The 17,306-nt window shown below is 68.5% G+C and carries 9 protein-coding genes; all 9 read right to left on the reverse strand.

Annotated features, from left to right (window positions below; genetic code table 11):
* Positions 1-159 precede the first annotated feature (159 nt).
* The 9 genes from OG579_RS11350 to zomB all read right to left on the reverse strand — a co-directional run bounded on the left by OG579_RS11350 (position 160) and on the right by zomB (position 17,278).
* Entirely contained in the window at positions 160-1,707 is a 1,548-nt protein-coding gene (locus OG579_RS11350) for an acyl-CoA carboxylase subunit beta (RefSeq protein ID WP_328856017.1), read from the reverse strand.
* The gene (gene pks13 / locus OG579_RS11355) at positions 1,707-7,004 is read right to left on the reverse strand and encodes a polyketide synthase Pks13 (RefSeq protein WP_328856018.1); all 5,298 of its coding nucleotides are present in this window, start codon (positions 7,002-7,004) and stop codon (positions 1,707-1,709) included. Before pks13 ends, OG579_RS11350 begins: the two co-directional genes overlap by 1 nt.
* 11 nt (positions 7,005-7,015) lie before the next feature.
* Positions 7,016-8,914, reverse strand: a complete 1,899-nt coding sequence (gene fadD32 / locus OG579_RS11360) for a long-chain-fatty-acid--AMP ligase FadD32 (RefSeq protein ID WP_328856019.1) — start codon at positions 8,912-8,914, stop codon at positions 7,016-7,018.
* Between the two features lie 296 nt (positions 8,915-9,210).
* Entirely contained in the window at positions 9,211-10,212 is a 1,002-nt protein-coding gene (locus OG579_RS11365) for an LLM class F420-dependent oxidoreductase (protein WP_055784137.1), read from the reverse strand.
* 127 nt (positions 10,213-10,339) lie between these two features.
* Positions 10,340-11,335, reverse strand: coding sequence for a cutinase family protein (locus tag OG579_RS11370; RefSeq protein ID WP_328856020.1), 996 nt, complete (start codon positions 11,333-11,335; stop codon positions 10,340-10,342).
* 6 nt (positions 11,336-11,341) lie between these two features.
* Complete coding sequence (locus OG579_RS11375; protein WP_328856021.1) at positions 11,342-11,875, reverse strand: DUF732 domain-containing protein; 534 nt, start codon at positions 11,873-11,875, stop codon at positions 11,342-11,344.
* Between the two features lie 80 nt (positions 11,876-11,955).
* A complete protein-coding gene (locus OG579_RS11380; protein ID WP_328856022.1) occupies positions 11,956-13,881 on the reverse strand; it encodes an alpha/beta hydrolase-fold protein in 1,926 nt (641 codons plus the stop codon).
* 181 nt (positions 13,882-14,062) lie between these two features.
* Complete coding sequence (locus tag OG579_RS11385; protein ID WP_408068666.1) at positions 14,063-15,001, reverse strand: alpha/beta hydrolase; 939 nt, start codon at positions 14,999-15,001, stop codon at positions 14,063-14,065.
* A gap of 360 nt (positions 15,002-15,361) precedes the next feature.
* Positions 15,362-17,278, reverse strand: coding sequence for a flagellar motor control protein ZomB (gene zomB / locus OG579_RS11390; RefSeq protein ID WP_328856023.1), 1,917 nt, complete (start codon positions 17,276-17,278; stop codon positions 15,362-15,364).
* Positions 17,279-17,306 lie beyond the last annotated feature (28 nt).

Consider the following 17,306-nt stretch of genomic DNA (forward strand, 5'->3'; position numbering starts at 1 on the left):
GGTGCCCACGCAGGGGCGGCGCCCGCAGAATAACGTCGCGCGATACCGCTGAGTACGGCATTACTCAACAGCTGTCGAGATGGGCAGCCACGCACCGGTCAACTGTGATCGGGTCCAGTGGACGGCCGTCGTGCGGACCCCGAGAGCGTTCCCGCCGAGTCAGACGGGCATCAGCAGCATCTTGCGCGGTGTGCGCGACATCTGCTTGTCGCGCAACTGCGCCAACGCCTTGCGTAGTTGCAGGCGCGTCTGTGAGGGCTCGATGACGGCGTCGACGTAGCCGCGTTCGGCCGCGAGATACGGCGTCGCCATCATCGTGTTGTAGAAGTTGATGAAGTCGGTGCGGATCTTGTCCGCCTCGTGCGGCGTCGCGTTCTCGGTCTGCCGACGGGTGAGGATCGCCGCGGCCGACTCGGCACCCATCACGGCGATCTTGGCCGTGGGCCAGGCGAAGTTGATGTCCGCGCCGAGCTGCTTGCAGCCCATCACCGCGTACGCGCCGCCGTAGGCCTTGCGGACCACGACGGTCACCTTCGGCACGTCGGCCTCCACGTAGGCGAAGAGGAACTTGCCCGAGCGCCGGATGGTGCCCTTGGCCTCCTCGGCGACGCCGGGGAGGATGCCCGGGGTGTCGACGACGAACACCAGCGGGATGTTGAAGGCGTTGCAGATGCGGACGAATCGCGTCGCCTTCTCCGAGCTGTCGGTGTCGAGGACACCGGCCATCACGCTGGGCTGGTTGGCGACGACACCGACACTGTGACCGTCGACGCGCGCGTACCCGGTGATGATGTTGGGCGCGAAGATCTCCGACACCTCGTGGAACGCGCCGTCGTCGAAGATGCGGACGAGGATGTCGCGCATGTCGTAGCCGGCGTTGTCGTTGTCGGGTAGGAAGTCGTCGAGACCCAGATCGCTCTCGGTGACCTCGGGCTCGAGACCCGGGTTGATCACCGGGGGCTTCTCGTGACACGTCGAGGGCATGTAGTCGAGGTATTCGCGCACCCACGCGAAGGCGTCGGCCTCGGTGTCGGCGATGTGGTGGATGTTGCCCCAACGCGCCTGGTTGTGGGCGCCGCCGAGATCCTCGGCGTCGATCTCCTCGCCTGTGGTCTGCTTGATGACGTCGGGACCGGTGACGAACATGTAGCTCGAGTCCTTCACCGCCACGAGGATGTCGGTGTTGGCGGGGGTGTAGACCGCGCCGCCGGCGCACTTGCCGAGGATCACCGACACCTGCGGCGCGAGACCCGAGAGCAGATCGTTGCGTCGTCCCATCTCCGCGTACCAGGCCAGCGAGGTGACCGCGTCCTGGATGCGGGCGCCGGCGGAGTCGTTGATGCCGACCATGGGGCAGCCGATCTTGCCCGCCCACTCCATCAGCATCGACACCTTGCGACCGAACACCTCGCCCACGGTTCCGCCGAACACGGTCTGGTCGTGGCTGAACGCTGCGACCGGACGGCCGTTGACGAGACCGTGTCCGGTCACCACGCCGTCGCCGTAGCCGCTCGAGTCGGTGCCCGGCAGCTTGGCCAGCTGACCGAACTCGACGAAGGTACCCGGATCGAAGAGCATCGCGAGACGCTCACGCGGAGAACAGATCCCCTTCGCGGCACGCTTGGCGATCGCCTTCTCGCCACCCGGTTCCTTCGCGACCTCCAGTCGTGCTCGGAGGTCGGCCAGCTTGGCTGCGGTGGTGTCCACTAGTTGGTGCCTCCTGAGGCGCTCGCTGCGGCCGAGTGCCGCGTGATGTCGGCCAGCCGCGTGGTGAGATCGGCACCGATCCGCCCGATGTAGGGCTCGTCGATGAGCGCGAGGTGATCGCCGCCGATGTGCACGATCTCGAGGTCGTCGACGACCTCACCCCAGCGACCGTCCTCGGGGATGTCACCCCACCGGGGCTCGAGTTCGACTGCGCCGTCCTGCATCTTGTCGGCGCGGTAGAGGACCACCTTGCCGTCGTACCGCGTCGGTTCGATCGTCGACAACGCGCGGTTGTCGAGGAACGAGGTGCGCTGGTGCTCGATGATGCCGCCGGGGATCTTGGCGTTGCTCATCGACAGCAGCTCCATGATGATGCGGAACTGACCCTCGTCGTCGGCCTCGACGAGTCGGTCCATCGGGACCGGCACGTCGTCGACACCGTAGGTGCGCTTGGCGAACGTCATGTACCGCTCGAGGCGGGCACGCTTCTCGTCGGTGGTCTCCTCGGGAGAACCGTTGGGCCGCACCGCGTCGAGCAGTGCCACCATCGCGACATCCTCACCCTGCTCGCGCAACACCTGTGCGCAGCCGTAGGCCAGTGCGCCACCGAGCGACCACCCCGCCAGCACATACGGCCCCGTGGGGACCACCTCACGCAGCTTCGGGATGTACTGCAGCACACGCTCTTCGATGGTGCCCTCGACCCGGTCGAAACCGATCACCGGGAGGTCGGCGGGCAACTTCTTGATGAGCGCCTCGTACGCCATCGACGACCCACCCGCGGGGTGGAACAGCAACAGCGGTGGGCGGGTCGGGTTCTCGACTGTGCGCAGGTACCGCACGAAGCCGTCGACCTGTCCGCCCTCGAGCTGGTCACGCACGTAGGTCGAGAGGTCCTCGATGGTCTGCGCGTCGAGCACGTCCTCGATGTCGATCTCGCCGCCGGCCCGCTCGGAGAGCCGTGCCGTCAACTTCTCGGCGGTCTCCTCGTCGAGCACGGGCAGCGGGTTGAAGATGCCGCCGGCCGAGGTGCCCGTGACCATGGCCCACACACCGAATGTGAGCCGCTCGGCCGCATCACGCGGGGGCACGTCGGCACCTGCGGCCGCGGCCACCGCGGCCTGACTGATGAGGTCGCCCGCCTGCGCGGCGGGACGTGCGGGCTCGCTCGGCGCGGCCTCGGTCGGTACGGGGTCCGGCTCCGCCGCAGGGGCGGTCGGCTCGGCGGCAGGTGCGGCCGCGGCAGCCGGCGTGGAGGTCGAGTCGATCAGCTCGGCGATGGCCGCGGTGTCGATCTCGCCGCCGCCCTCGGCGTCGGCGGCGAGGGCCGCCACCTCGTCGCGGTGTTCCACGGCGTAGCTGACGAACTTCACGACGTCGCGCAGATCGGCCTCGCGCATCGCCTGCAGCTGCATCTGCGGGATGTCGAACTCGTACTCGACACGGTTCTTGATCCGCATCGCCATCAGCGAGTCGAGACCCAGCTCGATCAGCGGGATCTCCCGCGGCAGGTCCTCGGCCTCGTAGCCCATGGACTCGGCGATGATCGACGCGACACGGTCGTCCACGCTCTGTCCGCTCTCGGGATCCCATCGCGCACCGGCGTCCTCGACGATCTCGGGCTCGACGGTCACGCGTTCGTCGACGAAGCCCGACGCGCGGGCCGCCTCGGCGGGGGTGGGGGTCGTGATGGGTTCGCCCGCGACGGCGGTGCCGCCCAGTGCGGCGCCCGCGGTGACCACGGCGTCGGCCAGCAGCGTGAAGGCACCGCCGGCGTCCTTGCCGTGCACCTGCAGCGAACCGCCGCCGGGGTGCGGGGTGAACGTGGTGGTGACGGTTCCGGCCGTCGGCATCTCGCCGCGGGTCTCGACCGCGCCGACGCGGATGTCGGTGAGGACCTGCGTCGCGGCAGCCGCGACGAGTTCCCGCGGATCGGTGACGACCGAGGCCGCCACCTCCCACGCGTGACGCCCGTCGGGCAGCGCGACGTGCGAACCGGGGACGCGGTTGGCGCCCGCGCCGCCGTTGATGACCGCACGCATCCAGAAGTCCTTGCGCTCGAAGCGCGTCCGCGGGATGTCGGCGAACTCGCCGGCACCGAACAGCGACGCCACGTCGACGCGGTGGCCGTGGACGTAGAGCTTCATCAGGGCGGTGACCCACCCGAGGTTCTCGTCCTCCTTGCGCCGCAACGTCTCGATGAGCTCGGCGTCGTGCAGACCGGCACCGAAGGTGACCGCGGCGACCGAGATCAGCACCGCCGGGTTCGGCGACAACTCGATGAAGGTGCGGTGCCCGTTCTCGACGGACTTCGCGATGGCCTGTGAGAACCACACCGAGTGCCGGAGGCCCTTGGTGAAGTACTCGATGGTGTGGACCGGCTCGTGGCCCGGACGGTAGAACGTCTCACGGTCGATCGAGCTGTAGAAGCCGACGGTGGGCCGCAGCGGCTCGATACCGGTGAGCTCGTAGGCGAGTTCACCGAGCAGCGGGTCCATCTGCGCGGTGTGGCTCGCACCCTTGGTCTGCAGCTTGCGACCGAGCTTGCCCTCGGACTCCGCCCGCGCCACGATCGCGTCGACCTCGGCCTCGGGTCCACCGATGACGGTGTGGGTCGGGGCGGCGTACACGCAGATCTCGAGACCCGGGTAGTCGGCCAGGACGCCGGTGATGTCGTCGGCGCTGTACTCCACCAGCGCCATCAGGCGGATGTCGTCACCCTCGAGGCTGGCCTCGCCCTCGCCCATGAGACGCGAGCGCTGGCAGATGACGCGGGTGGCGTCCTCGAGCGACAACCCACCGCTGAGGTACGCCGCGGACGCCTCGCCCATCGAATGGGGCACCAGCACACCGGGTTGCGCGCCGTGATGACGCAGGAGCTCGAACAGGCCGACCTGGATGGTGAAGATGCCGACCTGCGCGGTCTCGATGCCGTAGGTCTGCTCGTCGTCGGTGAACATCTCCGCGATGGAGTAGCCGAGCTCGTGCTGGACGAAGCCGTCGACCTCGTCGACCGCGGCGGCGAACACGGGGTTGTCGAGGTACAGCTGCTTGGCCATCTTGCGGTGCTGTGAGCCGAAGCCCGACAGCAACCACACCGCCGACGCGGGGTCGGGGGTGTCGCAGCTGAACACGAGCGGGCTGTTCTTGCCCTCGGCCACCGCGCGCACTCCGGCGACGGCGTCGTCGTGGCTGTGGGCCATGATCACCGCGCGGCTGCGGCCGTGGTTGCGGTGGGCAAGCGATCGACCGATGTCGGCCAGCGGGGTGGCACGGCCCTCATCGGACTCGAGCCACTCCAGCAGGTCGGTCGCGGTCTTGCGGCGACGCGAGGGCAGGAAGCCCGAGATCACCAGGGGCACCACGGCTCCGGCCACCGTGCTCGGCGCGTATCCGGCCAGCGGATCGACCGTCGGGGCGATCTCCTCGACCGTCGCGGCGGCGCTCGTGGCGAACATGCCACGCGCGGCCTTCTCGGCGTCGGTCAGGTACTCGTCGTCATCGTCGTCGTACGGGTCGATGTCACCGCGGTCAGCCGAGGAGTGCGACAGATCGGCCTGATCGAGATCGCTGACCCCCGACGTCGCGGGCACCGGTACCGATGTCGGCTCGACGAGGTCGGTGGGCAGCACCTCGCGCACCACCACGTGCGCGTTGGTCCCGCCGAAACCGTTGCCCGACACACCCGCGACGGCGTGACCGCCGTAGCGCGGCCAGTCGGTGGCTTCGGTGATGACCCGCAGTCGGGTCGCCTCGAACTGGATGTAGGGGTTGGGGCCCGCGTAGTTCAGCGACGGGGGCAGCTTGTCGTTCTGCAACGCGAGCACCAGCTTGATGAGACCCGCCGCGCCCGCACCCGACTCGAGGTGGCCGAAGTTCGTCTTCGCCGAGCCGAGCAGGGTCGGCTTGTCGATGTCGCGGCCGCGCCCGAGGACGCGTCCGAGCGCATCGGCCTCGATCGGGTCACCGAGGATGGTGCCCGTGCCGTGCGCCTCGATGTAGTCGACCGAGCGGGGGTCGATCGCGGCGTCGCGGTAGGCGGTCCGCAGCATCGCCACCTGCGCCTCGGGGTTCGGCGCGGGCAGACCGTTCGACCGCCCGTCGGAGTTGACCGCCGAGCCGGCGATGATCGCGAGCATGGTGTCGCCGTCGCGGCGCGCGTCGGCGACGCGCTTGAGGATCATCAACCCGCCGCCCTCGCCGCGGATCATGCCGTCGGCGTCGGCCGAGAACGCCTTGATACGACCGTCTTTCGCCTGCACACCGACGCGGTCGAAACCGAGCGTCGCCGCGGGCGAGATCAACATGTTGACGCCACCGGCGACGCACACGTCGGTCTCCCCCGAACGGAGGCTGCGCACGGCCTGGTGCACGGCGACCAACGACGACGAGCACGCCGTGTCGAGCGCGACCGACGGGCCGTGGAAGTCGTAGAAGTACGAGACGCGGTTGGCGACGATGGCCGTCGACGTACCGGTCAGCGCGTACGCCGCGGTGTCGCCCATCGCCTCGGGATCGGCGACCGCGAGCATCTGGTAGTCGTTCGTGGAGCTGCCGATGTAGACACCGACCTGTCCGCCCTTGAGATCGCTCGGCGGGATGTGTGCGTGTTCGAGTGCCTCCCACGTGAGCTCGAGCGCGAGCCGCTGCTGCGGGTCGACCATCTCGACCTCGCGCGGCGACATCTGGAAGAAGTCGGCGTCGAAGCCCTTCACGTCGTCGAGGTAGCCACCGCGGATGTTGCTCTCGGCGAGCACCTTGGCCAGTCGCGGCTCGGCCTTGAACTCCGTCCACCGGTCCTCGGGGAGATCCCCGGTGCCCGAGCGGCCGTTGATCAACAGATCCCACGTCGACTCCGGGGTGTGGCCGGCGCCGGGGAAACGGGTCGCGACACCGACGATCGCGATGTCGTCGTCGGCGGGACGATCGCGGTGGTAGAACGCCGCGTCCTCGTCGACCTCGAGACCCTCGTCGGGATCGCCCTCGATGATGCGCTTGGCCAGCGACGCGATGGTCGGGTGCTGGTAGGCGACGGTCGCGGTGAGCAGGACCCCGGTCTTGTCCTCGATGTCGGCGGCCATGGCCACCGCGTCACGCGAGGCGAGACCGAATTCCTCCATCGGACGGTCGTCGGAGATCTGGTCGGCGGGCATGCCGGTGGCGGTCGAGACCCAGTCCCGCAACCAGTCGCGCAGTTCGGCGACCGTCAGATCGCCGGCCGTCTCGCCGTCGTTGCTGGTCGCCGGGTCAGCGTCGGGTGCTGTGGGGACGTGGGTGTCGCTATTCAGTTCAGACATCGAGATCCAGTCTATGGAGTGGCGTCAGGAGCGTCGGGGAAGGCCGTCTGGGTGTGGCCACCGCGCAGCGTTCCGTCGATGTAGGCGTTCTTGCACGCCGTGTGGGCGATCTTGCCACTGGAGGTACGGGGGATCGATCCCGCGGGCACCATCAGCACGTCACGCGCCATCACACCGTGCCGCTGGGCGATGGCCGCGCGCACGATGTCGGCGACCTCCTGCGGATCGGCGCGCTTACCGGTGTTGCGCTCGGCGACGATGACGAGCTGCTCGGAGGCGTCGTCGGCGTCGAACTTCAGGCCGCTCGCCGACGATGCGAACACCTCGGCGGGCAGCTGGTTGGCGGGCACGGCGAACGCGGCCACGAAACCGGGGCGCAGCGCGGTGCTGGCCTCCTGCGCGCTGAACTCGAGGTCCTGCGGGTAGTGGTTGCGGCCGTCGACGATCACGAGATCCTTCACGCGACCGGTCACGTACAGCTCGTTCTCGAACCACACGCCGTAGTCGCCGGTGCGCAGCCACCGGTCGTTGTCCGGCGCGCCCTCGGCGTGGCTGCCCGATTCCAGTGGGTGGATCAGGCTGTTGCGGAACGTCTTCTTGGTCTCGGCCTCGTTGCCCCAGTACCCGTGGCCGAGGTTGATGCCGTTGAGCCAGATCTCCCCCACGTGGCCGTCGGGGCGCTCGGTGGCGGTCTCGGAGTCGACGATCGCCGCCCACTGGCTCACCGCGACCTGTCCGCAGGAGACCTGCGCGACGGCACCCGGGGTGGTCTCGTCGACGAGCTCGAACCGACCCTCGTTGAGGGCTTCGCGGTCGACGTAGATGACCTTGGCCTCGGTGTCGCGCGTGGAGGTGGAGACGAACAGCGTCGCCTCGGCCATGCCGTAGGAGGGCTTGATCGCGGTCTTCGACAGGCCGTAGGGCTCGAAGGCCTCGGTGAACTTCTTCATCGAGCTGACCGTGACGGGCTCGCTGCCGTTGATCAGACCGATGACGTTGCTCAGATCGAGGGTCTCGCCCTCACGCGGCAGGCCACGGGCCGCGGCGTGCTCGTAGGCGAAGTTCGGCGCGGCCGCGAAGGTGCCCGCGCCGTCACTCAGTGCGGCGAGCTCGTTGATCCACCGACCGGGCCGCCGGACGAACGCCGCCGGGCTCATGATGGTGATGTACTTGCCGCCCAGCGCGGGGATGATGATGGTCAGCAGGCCCATGTCGTGGAACATCGGCAGCCAGGTGACCCCACGCGAGTCGTCGGTGAGGTGCATCGCCTCGATCATCTGCAGCGCGTTCGCCGAGACCGACTCGTAGGTGATCTCGACGCCGGCGGGGGTGCGCGTGGACCCCGAGGTGTACTGCAGGTAGGCGATGTCGTGCAGGTGCGGCTTCGGCTGGCGCCACGTCTCGCCGACCGAGTCGGGGACGGCGTCGACCGCGATCACACGCGGCCGCTCCTTGGCCGGGAGGTGCTTGAAGAAGTCGCGGACCGCCTCGGCCGACTTCGACGCGGTGAGGATCGCACTCGGGGTGCAGTCACCGAGGACCGCGTGCAGGCGGTCGGTGTGGCCCGGCTCGTCCGGGGAGAACAGCGGCACCGCGATGTTGCCCGCGTACAGCGAGCCGAAGAATCCGATGACGTACTCGAGTGACTGCGGCGCGAGGATGGCGACGCGGTCGCCCGGTTTGGTCACCTGCTGCAGGCGCGCGGCGATGGCGCGCAGGCGCTTGCCGAACTGTGCCCAGGTCAGCTCGATGGCCTCGCCGTCGCGCTCGCGGCTGTAGTCCATGAACCGGTAGGCCAGGGTGTCGGCCTTGTCGCGGACGTTGCGCTCCACGTAGTCGACCAGGGTGTCGTCGTCGCTGAAGTGGATGTTGCCGGTCTCATCGAGGAAATCGTCGAACGCGTTCTTCATGTGGACTCCTGTTGACATCGTCTACCCCGATCGTCGGTCGCCGTCGTCGCTACAGCCGGTCCACGTCGTGGCTCGGCGGCGCCGGGAATCGTCGGGCAGTCGTCGATGACCTGGCCTCGGATCCGTCCCCCAGCGTTTCCTTCGATTGAACGCACCACAGTGTGACCGACACCCTCGGCTCCCCACGGCCGACGCTGCCGATGGCACGTCAAACTCCGAGTATGTTAGCCGCTGCGAACGGTCTGTCGGGTTCACCCCTGCAAACTGTGGTCGCACGTCACCCCGCACGGCGGGCATCATGTTCCCCTCAACAGTGGGATCACCGGTGCGAAGGCATCCATCTGTGTCGGGAACACCCCCACATACGACATAGTGGTGCGCTCGCGCACGGTACGGATCTGCTCGGCGATCTCCTCGAACGACCCGCACATGATGTAGGGCGAGGCCAGGATGTCGTCGACGGTGAGGTCGGCGTCCTTCGCGAGGTTCGGCGGGAAGCCGCTGTCGATGGCACCGAGGATCATCTCGGCGGTCGACGCGCGATCGTCGGTGATGAGGATGGTGGCGATCGTCCAGTTCAGCTCGATGTCGTCGAATCGGCTGCCGGCGGCGCGACGGATCCGGTCGACGCGCTCGATGGTCTTCTCGATCGTCATGTCCGACAGCTTGAGCAGACCGTCGGGGGTGCTGCCGGTGGCCACCGAGATGATGTCGGCGTGCTGTGCGGCGAGCTCGAGCATGCGCGGGCCGCCCGCACCGACCATGATCGGCGGACGCGGTCCCTGACGCGGTCGTGGCGCCCCGACGACACCCTTGACCTGGTAGTAGTCGCCCGAGAAGGTGCACTCCTGACCGCGCAGGAGCACGTCGAGGATCTGCAACGCCTCGTCGAGCTGGCGGAGACGCTCGCCCGGCGTGCCGAACGGGATCCCGGCGGACTCGAAGTCCTCACGCAGCCACGAGGCCCCGATACCGAGTTCGAGGCGGCCCTTCGACAGCACGTCGATGGTGGTGGCCTCCTTGGCCAGGACCACGGGGTGTCGCATGCCGGCGGCCAGCGTCGTCGTCGCCAACCGGATGGTGCTGGTCGCCTGGCTCAACGCACCGAGCGCGGCCAGCGGCCCGACCTGGTTCTCGAGGTGGTCGGGGATGGCGAAGGTGTCGAACCCGTACTCCTCGGCCCGCTGGGCGAGGGCCACGAACTTGCGGGCGCCGCCCTCGTCGCGGTTGCCCTCACCTCCGGCCGCGAATCGGAACGGGCGCAACGCCGGGGTGGTGGCGGCTGCGTCGGTCGTCATCGGCACTCCTCATGTCGTGCGATCGGCGGTGTCGCCGATCAGCAGGGCGAATCGGTCGGGTGAACGCCGGACACGATACGTGGGCAGACCTGCGGTACCCAACTCCTGTCCGCGTGCGCACACCGGGTCAGGTGTGCGGTGGGCGGGGGGCGTCGGAGATCAGCGACCGGGCCCACCCGAACATCCACCGGGTGGCCGAGGCGCCGTTGTCGTTCCAGTACCGCGTGGTCGCATAGAGCGCGTGGACCGGGTTGTTGATGGCGCCCGCGAGTTTCCCGAGTGCGTCGATCGGGTTGAGGATGGTCGGCGAATCGCACACGAGGTCACCCTCGGCGCAGATCGAATAGGTGCGGTCCTTGAGGTCGCCGAACGCGCCGGGCCGGCCACCGGTCATCGCGATGCCGGGGACGATCCCGCCGAACCCGCCGAGCGCCACCTCGGCGCCGACGCCCTTCGGGTCGGGGCCCGGCGTCTTCGCCTCGCCGGGCTGGCGCCGACCGTCGGCGATGAGGCCCACGCCGAGCACGAGGTCCTGCGCCACCGGTCCGCGTCCGTTGCCGATGTCGGAGGCGATGTCGCCGACGATGACCGCGCCCTGCGAGAAGCCCATCAGGACATAGCTCGTCAGCGGGCACCGCTGGTTGACCTCGGTGATCTTGCCCTTGGCACGAGCCGTGCCCTGCGCACGCGAGGTGTTGTAGTCGGTGGTGCGGTCGGCCGGGTTCGTCGGGTTACGGAACTGCGCGACATAGGGAACGGTGTAGACATCGGCCCGCGAGCCCGGGAAAGCCTCACCGAGGGGCTTGGACACCTTCAGCATCAACGACGCCGGGTTCGCCGACGGCGCGTACGGGTCGTCGTTCGCCGAGGACTCCCAGGTACCGGGTACGACGATCACCTGCACGTCGGGGCAGTCGGCCGACTGCGCGCTCGGACGCTGCGCACTGCTCGACGGTCCCGGACCGGGCCCCGGTCCCGGTGGGGACGGACGCAGCAGCGAGACGATGAGGGCGACCACCAGGATGATCGCGATGATCGCGAGCACCACGACGCCGAGGATCACGCCGATGACGATCCGACGCCGACGACGGCGTGGATCGGTGGTGCGGGGCCGGGGAGGCATGGCGGGCTACTTGCAGTAGGTCGACGTGGCGGCGGCGATCACCTTGTCGGCCTTGGCCGAGGCCGCCGCGGCGTCGGTGGTGCCCGAGGCGACGAACGCGGTGACGTAGGTCTTGATCTGCAGCGCGTCGGTGTTGGAGGCCTTGCTCGAGCACACGTACTCCGCGGTCGCGAACGCAACCGCGTTGTCGGGATCGTTCGGGAACTCGACGCCGGTGCGCTTGAGTTCGGCGAGGTAGGCCGCACCCTTGCTGCCCTGCGGAGCCGGCGACGCGCCACCGGGGAAGCCCGCGGGCGCCGACGTCTGTGTGCCGGGCGCGGTTGCGGCCGAACCGGATTCGGGAGCACTGCTCGAGGCGGTGGACGACGCCGCACTCGAGGAGGCGGCCCCCGACGACGGCACCGACGAACTCGTCGTGACCGAGCTCGACACGCTGTCGGGGGCACTGACGGTCGAGTCGCCGCTGCCACATCCGGCGACCCCCACGGTCACCGCGGCCCCGGCGGTCGCCACGAGCACCCGCATCCACTGCTTGTTCATCTCACGTCCTCGCTGATCTGGTCTGTCGTCGCCGGGACGCTCACGCGCCCCGACGGCCTGCGCCAGGCTACCCATCGGCGTCAGCGGATGGTCGCGACCCCGTTGACGACCTCGATGTACCCGCGCTCGAAGTTGACGCGGTCACCCCCGGTGACCTGGAACTGGTCGCTGATCGGGTAGCCCAGGCGGCCACCCTCGAAGCCCACGGTCGCCCAGGCGTCGAAGACGGGTCCGCTCGGGAGTGCGAAGGCACCCTTGGCAGGTGTCCAGTAGATGTTGCCGCCCTCGAAGCGGTTGAACCGGCCGCCGCGGACCGCGCCGATCTCGTTGCTGGTCGGGAACCCGAGGTAGCCGCCCTCGTACCCGGTCTTGGCGTACTTCTTGATGATCTCGCCCTGCACCGAATGCGCGCCGGTCGCCGCCGTCCAGTAGTAGGCGCCGATCTGGAATCCCTGGACGCGCCCCTTGTCGTTCGGGGTGTCGACCTCGTCGCCGGTGGGGTACCCGAGCGGTCCGCGCTCGTAACCGCTCTTGCCCCAGTCGGCCAGGATGGCCCCCGTCACCGGGTGGGCGCCGGTGGCCTGCGTCCAGTAGACGTAGCCGCGCTGGAACTTGTTGAGACGTCCCTTGCGGTCGGGCGTGCCGAGCTCGTCGCTCACCGGGAACCCGAGGTATCCGCCCGGGCCGTCGGCGGCCACGTAGGCGCCGCCGATCGCCCCGGCCACCACGTGGGCGCCGGTCGATGCCGACCAGATGACACGTCCGCCGCGGAAGTCCTGGGCACGGCCGCCGGGGACGCCGTACTCGGGCGTGAGGCACTCGCCGAGCTCACGATGCTTGACCGACACGGGTTGGATGGCACCGCTCACCGAGCACTTGGGGGTGTCGGAGGCGACACCGAGCGCACGGGCGGCCTGCGGCCACGCCTGATGCATCTCGAACTCCCAGTACGGCCACGTGTGGGTGCCCGACGGCCGGTACACGACCTGGGCGGCGATGCCCATCCGGTTGAGCGTGGTGGCGAACTGGGTGGAGGTGACGCGTGAGAGGACCTCGAGCCCGACACCCGCATAGTTGGTGGCCAGGTACGGCAGCGTCGACGGTGTGTCGTACTGGCCGATCAGACCGTTGCCCGACGAGACGTAGAGGCTCATCCCCTTGAGCTTGTCGGCGTGCAGGTAGGGGTCGTGTTCCTTCCACGCCGGATCCGACGGCGGGCCGAACATCTTGGCCGAGTCGTATCCGCCGGCGTCGCGGACGGCGAACTGCACGGCCTGCGGCATGCCGAACGAGCTGAGCTGCAGGATGCCCGAGAACGACGCCGCGAAGCGGAAGAAGCCGGGGTTGCGCTCGGACAGCATCATCGCGGCGCTGCCGCCCATCGACAGACCCTCGACGCCGCGGACGTCGGTGGACCGCCACTGACCCTGCAGGATCGGCGGGAGTTCCTTGGTCAGGAACGTCTCCCACTGGTAGTTCTTGCCGTTGTCGGGCTGCTTCCAGTCGGTGTAGAAGCTCGACTCGCCGCCCACCGGGAGGACGACGTTGACGTTCTTGTCCTTGTAGAAGTTCTCGACGTCGGTGTTGATGGTCCAACCGTTGTTGTCGTTCTGGGCCCTCAGGCCGTCGAGCATGTACAGCTGGGCGAAGCGCTCCTGGGGCGACTGGTTCCAGTCGCGGGCCAGCAGCAGCTGGACCTGGATGTTGGTGCCCATCGCCGGCGAGTAGACCCAGATCGCGACGCGCCGGTCGGAGTACCAGAAGGTGTTGGTCACCCGCACGCCCGCGACCGGGGCCACCGAGGTGGCGGCTGGGGCGGGATCGGCCGACGATGCCGGCGCGGCCGGTGCCGACGAGGAGCCCGACGCGGCGGGCGCGTCGGAACCGTCCGGCGCCGACGCCGCGACGCCCGTACCGCTGACCATGAGGAGCGCGGTCAGACCGGCTGCTGCCCCGAGAACTCCGCGCCGCCACACCCGCATCGACCGATACTCCTTCGCCACCATCGGTTCTGCTCGTGGTCGACGGTCTCGTGAACCGTCGATTCCGGCATCGTCACCGGCAGCAGAACGCCCTACGTGTAGAGGTCTACACGTAGGGCGCTGCGAAGTGTGGACGCCACACTGTGACTACTGTGAATTGATGTGACTTGTGAGGTTTCTGTGACTCACCAGTCGCGGGCGGGTGTCAGTCCCGGAACCATCCCTGGTTCTTGGCGCGGAACACCATGTCCGACCAGTAGCCCCAGGCGTGCAGACCGGTGGACGGGAAGTCCGAGGTGATCTGGACGCCGTTGACCAATGCCTGCACCTGGAAGGCACGCGACTGGGCCAGCGACAGCGCCTCGAGCGGGGCGCCCTGAATCAGGCCGAGGAAGTCGGTCGGGAAACGGCCCTGGAGACCACTGCCCGAGGCCACACGGACCTTCTTGCCGCGCATCTTGCCGATCTGCACGAACGGGTCGTTCTCCAGCCAGCGCACGCTGGTCGGCGGTCCCCACATCGAGTCGGAGTTGAACGGGCCGACGCCGGCCTCGATGCCCGCGTCGAGCAGGGCGATACGGATGGCCTCGCGCATACCGGGGGCCGAGAGGTTCAGGTAGCCCGACATCGAGAACATGTGGTCGATGCGCGGGTTGTTCGCGCCGATCACCATGGCGGAGTTGCCGCCCATGGAGATGCCCATGATCGCGTACTTGCCCGTACGGCCGACGGCGAGGCCGCGACGGTCGAGCTCGGGGATCAGGCGCTGGTTGATCGCGCAGCTCCACCGGTAGCGGTAGGGCTGGTTGTTGAAGTTGCTGGGCGCGTTCCAGTCGCTGTAGAAGCTGGCGAGTCCACCGATGGGCTCCACAACGTTGACGCCGGAGTCGGCCATGTCCTGGATGCGGGTGTTGTGCTCCCAGCCGCTGATGTCATTGGTGGCGCGGAGACCGTCGAGCGCGATGACGGTCTTGTAGTTGCCGGGCTTGGTCCACATACGGACCTTCACCGCGGGCATGCCGCAGCCGTCGATGAAGTACTGCTGCACGCGGGGTGCGGCCGAGGCGGTGCCCGATCCGACGACCACGGCGACCGACGACATCGCGGCGAGCGCCACGAATGCGGCCATCAGGCGCTTCATCATCGAGAACTGGGTCCCGGACCTGCGGGCTCGTGAACTCACACGCATCGAGTGGTGCTCTCTCTCTGTCCGCCACCGACGAAGTCGGCAACTCTGTCCACACCGACGGTGTCGGTGGTCTTCCGGCGTTCGACGACGCCGAACCGGCCGACCGTCTTCGATCTCATTTCGGCAACGCGGAGCCATCCACGTGCGCCGAACGGAGCCTATTGGATGCCATTGCGTCTGACAAACCTGCGATCTCGTTCCGTCGGCAAACCGTCACACCGGCGTGACCTGCCGAAACCGGTCCGTGTGACCATATCGGTCGAAGGCGGCACCGCGTTACACAACCGATATGTTAACGATCGCGAACGTCACGGATCAGCGCTGCCCGACCGGCGCGGGGATCGGCAGACGGCACCGCTGCAGCTCGTAGCGCGGCACACGATCGATGCGGTAGTCGGTGAAATCGAACGACTGCACCAGGTTCCGACGGAAGCGCGTCAGGTTCATCGGCGCCTCGTAGGACGCGATGAGATCCTGTGTCGGCTTACAGGTCAACGCCTCCTTGGCCTGTCGCACCCAGTCCTGGTCGAGGTAGAGCGGCAGGAACGGGTAGATCGGCACCGCGCCGCTCTCGGCGATCACCCATTCGGTGTCGAGATCCTTGTCGTGACCGATGCGGGCGTCCTCGAGGCGCTCGGTGTGCGAGGCGATCGGGTACGCCAGTCCCATCTGGTCGATCACACGGACGTCGAGGGACGAATTCATGCTCGTCATACCGAGATTGAGGAAGAAGACGGTGATCTGCTTGGGCACGCCGGCCGGCGGCGGCACCGGCAGCGGGTCGTAGTACCACTCGTCGTAGTTGCCCGAGGGCAGCAACACGCCGCCCTTGTCGGAGTGCTCGGCGATCGACTCCACCATCGCGCGCATGCGCGGGTAGTTGAGGTAGTCCTCGGCGGTGACCGGGTGCTCGATCCCGATGTTCTGGATGTAGTAGCGCCGTTCGTCGACGATGCCGCTGCGCCCGATGTCGGTGCCGTTGGGCATGCCGGGCGAGTGCGAGGTGACGATCGCCCACACCACCGTGGTCACGAAGAAGGCCGTCGACGCGACCGCGACTCCCACACCGACGATCCCGCCGCCCGCGCCCCGCAGCGAGGTGGGCACCGCGATCGGCAGCACCATCACCGGGAGCATGAGCAGGAACAGCGGGACGAGCAGCACGCGCGCGTGCATGAAGTCGCCGCCCTGGCGCAGCCAGTAGACCGCCTCCAGGAGACCGGCGACGAGGACGACCACGACGACCGCGCCCGGCGACCGCAGGCGCGACCGGAATCGCGCGACACGACCGACCGAGGCCGACCGGACCGGCGTGGGCAGCGACCGCGACCGTGCGAACCACACGAGCGCGAGGGCGAGCAGCGCCACGATCAGCGGCAACAGCAGGACATAGGGACCGAAGAGGTTGCCCAGGTAGCGGAACCCCTGCTCGAACTTCGAGCCGCTCGCGTCCTTCGCGACGGCCGTGTTCGGGATGAGCAGCCCGTAGTAACCCATCCGGAAGATCTGGTAGCCGACCGGGAGCACAGCGGCGACCGCGACGAACGCGATCCGCATGCGCCACGTCATCGTGGTGGCGAAGACCAACAGCAGCACGAGCGCGCCGACGATCGCGAGTTCGGGCCTGATCAGCGGCGAGAGCCCCGCGGTGAACCCCAGGGCCAGGGTGGCGGCGTTGGCGCGGACACCGGTGGTCTCCGGTGACCGACGCGACCACGCGACGACCTGACACCAGAGGACCGCGACCCAGAAGATGCAGAGCGACACCTCGAGACCGCTGGTCGCGAAGTCACGCGCGGGCGGCAGGGCGATGTAGACCAGCGCACCGAGCGGGACGACGAGGACCACCGCGGCGCGGTGCGCGGCCGGTGCGCGCTCGGACATGCCGAGCAGCCGGTAGGTGCCGAACATCGCCAGCGGCAGGGCCGCGACCGAGAGCACCAGGGCGATCCACAGGACGACGTACTCGATCTGCGCGTCGGTGATCCAGGTCCAGAACCAGATGAGGTAGGTCCACACCGTCGAGGTGTTCGCCTCGACACGTTCGCCCTTGTTGAACACCGGACCGTTGCCTGCGAGCAGGTTGCGGACGGTGCGGAGCACGATGAGGCCGTCGTCGGCGATCCAACGACGCTGCCAGGCGCCCGAGGCGAACAGCGCCGCGACCACCACGGCGCTGATGGCGAAGGTGCCCGTGGGCAGCGCCGAGCGGACACGGGAGGACGCGCTCACGGGGCGCTCGGAGGTGATGGCTGTGCGA

Source organism: Williamsia herbipolensis (assembly GCF_036153515.1).
GTDB classification, from domain to species: domain Bacteria; phylum Actinomycetota; class Actinomycetes; order Mycobacteriales; family Mycobacteriaceae; genus Williamsia_A; species Williamsia_A herbipolensis.